This window comes from Rahnella perminowiae (genome assembly GCF_019049695.1).
GTDB classification, from domain to species: domain Bacteria; phylum Pseudomonadota; class Gammaproteobacteria; order Enterobacterales; family Enterobacteriaceae; genus Rahnella; species Rahnella perminowiae.
Genome location: NZ_JAFMOT010000118.1, coordinates 1 through 2,608, shown reverse-complemented (window position 1 = coordinate 2,608; position 2,608 = coordinate 1). Strand labels below are relative to the sequence as shown.

At 42.8% G+C, this 2,608-nt stretch carries 3 protein-coding genes and 1 pseudogene; all 4 read left to right on the top strand.

All coding sequences use genetic code 11. From position 1 onward, the window contains the following. Positions 1–536 (top strand): annotated as a pseudogene (locus tag J1781_RS00665) (S-type pyocin domain-containing protein); the annotation flags it as partial. Continuing rightward, a complete protein-coding gene (locus tag J1781_RS00660) occupies positions 533–1,000 on the top strand; it encodes a DUF6392 family protein (RefSeq protein ID WP_217233048.1) in 468 nt (155 codons plus the stop codon). The pseudogene J1781_RS00665 and the gene J1781_RS00660, both read left to right, overlap by 4 nt. Positions 1,001–1,373: 373 nt before the next feature. Then, positions 1,374–1,622 carry an ash family protein gene (locus J1781_RS26445; protein ID WP_217137923.1) on the top strand — a complete coding sequence of 83 codons (249 nt, stop codon included), beginning with the start codon at positions 1,374–1,376 and terminating at the stop codon, positions 1,620–1,622. Positions 1,623–1,790: 168 nt separating this feature from the next. Then, entirely contained in the window at positions 1,791–2,048 is a 258-nt protein-coding gene (locus tag J1781_RS00650) for a helix-turn-helix domain-containing protein (RefSeq protein WP_217233047.1), read from the top strand. Positions 2,049–2,608 lie beyond the last annotated feature (560 nt).

Genomic DNA, 2,608 nt, shown 5'->3' with positions numbered 1-2,608 from the left:
TACCGTTACCCGGCGCGGAAGAACTGGGCAGCACGTCAACCTCGCTGCCGATCCCGGATGAACAGTCATTCGATGATTACATCCTGGTCAATCTGCCGCACGGCATGCCGCCGGTTTATATTTATCTGAGTAAACCGCCGGTGAGGTTTTTGGATGTTGAATTATACAGTGACTTTAAGCGGCGTTCGAGAGAAGGGAAGTTTGAGGCGGATCATATGCCGTCTGCGGCGGCTGTCAAAGAGTATTTAAAACGATTGGAGCCTTCGCTTACTGAACAAGAAATAAACTTTTATGCACAAGATGTTGCTTCACTTGTAATTCCAAAAGAGGTGCATCAGAAGAATAGTGAAACTTTCGGAGGTCGTAATAATCCAACGCAAATACTTCGGGATTCTATGGACTTGCGAGCTGCTGCGGATAGAAATTTCGATGCGATCAAATCGGTATTAGAAGGGTATGGCGCATCGGATGAACAACTCGAATCAGCGAGAGTTAACATTCATACGCTAAATGAAGATAAGGGACTATATAAATGACAGTTAACGTTGAAGTACTTGTTCGTAGCTTAGGCCGAACATATCAGCAAATAGTTGATGCAGGTACTATTACCTATAAAACCAAACCAGCGGCCACATCTGGAGAACCAACTATTCATTTGGATATGGCAAACGAAGGCCTCTTTTTATCCTTCAAACGTGAAGGGCGAGTTCTGAAAGAAGTCTCATTAAAGATTCAACATGACAAAATAAAAAATTGGTTTTTTCCTAATGAATTACCTTTCGGATTAAAGAAAAGTATGTCACGGCTATGGATACATGAAAAATTTGGAGAGCCAAGTAAAAGTACGAGTCCGAAGATGGTGATGAAAAGAGCTATTGGCAGCGCCGATCTCTTTAACCTCAATGGATTCCATATGCCAGTCAGTATGCAAATCCGTTACGACCTTAATGAGATGGTTAAATCGGTTGTATTTCTGCCTACAGCTGAACTCCGTTGGTAAGTGCAGTATCTTCAGTCTAATGCTCACGCGATTAACATGCAGTGCTAAATAAATAACCATTATTTATACAGCTGATGCATTCAATCGAGCGGATGAGTTGCTTAGTGCTTAGTTTTAAAATTGATATTCCGAAGGAAAATTACCCGGAATATCAAAGATTATGAAAGGGTTGAATCTGATGATAACGATTTGTTGCTGGTTTAGGGGGCTTCGATCTCACGCAGGAAAAAGTAAAAGCGATAGAGATTATTTTGAATAAGCATTTTTTCAGGGAAGATCTTGATTTTCAAATAGGCAGTAGCTTTAGGTGAGCATGACATCTGCCCTGACTGTAATTGGTAAGGTGACCCTTATTTAGGCTAATAAAAACTACCTGGAACCTACCTCGCAACTTCAACGACTTACTTGGTTAGCCCTTCTGATTTCCGATATAATCTACACCGCTGCGGCAAAATCCGCAGCCGGGTTTCGCAGCCCGGACTCTTTTAGGAGATACATCCCTTTGCCGTTGGCGTGGGGTGTGTCAAAGCCTTTGCACACCTATGTAAAATTGGCAACGCGCTATATTTACATATCAATGGTGGCTCAGGCGGGGCAGCCCTCGGGCTGGCCGGTGTCCTAGAAGGCCGGTACTGCGAACTCCGTCTGGGCTACCACCAACGAGTTTCGCAGCTCCTGTGGTAGCGATAATTGCTTACTTCTAGGATCTCGAAAATGAATTTATCTCATAATCCCACTTTCTTACCCTTTGTTTCTCCTTCTGTGATTCTCAACGCAGGAGCGCAAAGCCATGCATAACAACGACTGGCATCCCGCCGACATCATTGCAGCACTTCGCAAGAAAGGCACCACGCTGGCAGCGGTATCACGCGCTGCGGGGCTGAGTTCTTCCACGCTTTCTAATGCACTTTCCAGACCCTGGCCCAAAGGAGAGATCCTGATTTCTCAGGCAATCGGTGTACCTCCGTACACTGTCTGGCCGAGCCGTTATTATGACCGGCAGGGTAAGCTGATCAAAAGAACCGTGCGGATAACAGATAAAAGCTAATTAGCATTCAGGCGGCAGATCATACCTCTGTCGCCTGTGATTTATCACTAATGTTATTTCTCTGCATTTTACGCAGCAGCGATAAGTTTACCGCATAATGCCTGGCTTTCAGCGGGACAGGATTCAGATGACAGCGTAATGATCTGATTCAGGTCATCCGTATCCAGTGTAGAATCGAAGTAGTGCCAGAAATGAGAGCGAGTGACAGAACAGTTACGACAATTTTCATTTTATATCCATCAATTATCATGTGTTATTTTATGTGCTGACTGCATTTTAATGTTGAACGTAATCTTACATGAAGAAACCTGTAAGGGTATTTGTGCCATAAATATTTTATATACATTTACCATAACCCCTTATTAGTAATGATGGGTCTTTTTTTTCTTATCTTTTTATATGAATGAACCGGGTAATCTAAGCGATTTATCTCTTATGACTTAGCTCAATCTTTATGGGTTTATATTTATTGTTCGTTGTGGGTGTTTATTTTAGCTGCTTATCATACCGGTGAAACTCACCTCAATGGACGAAAAATAAATATGGAAATGCAATTCACT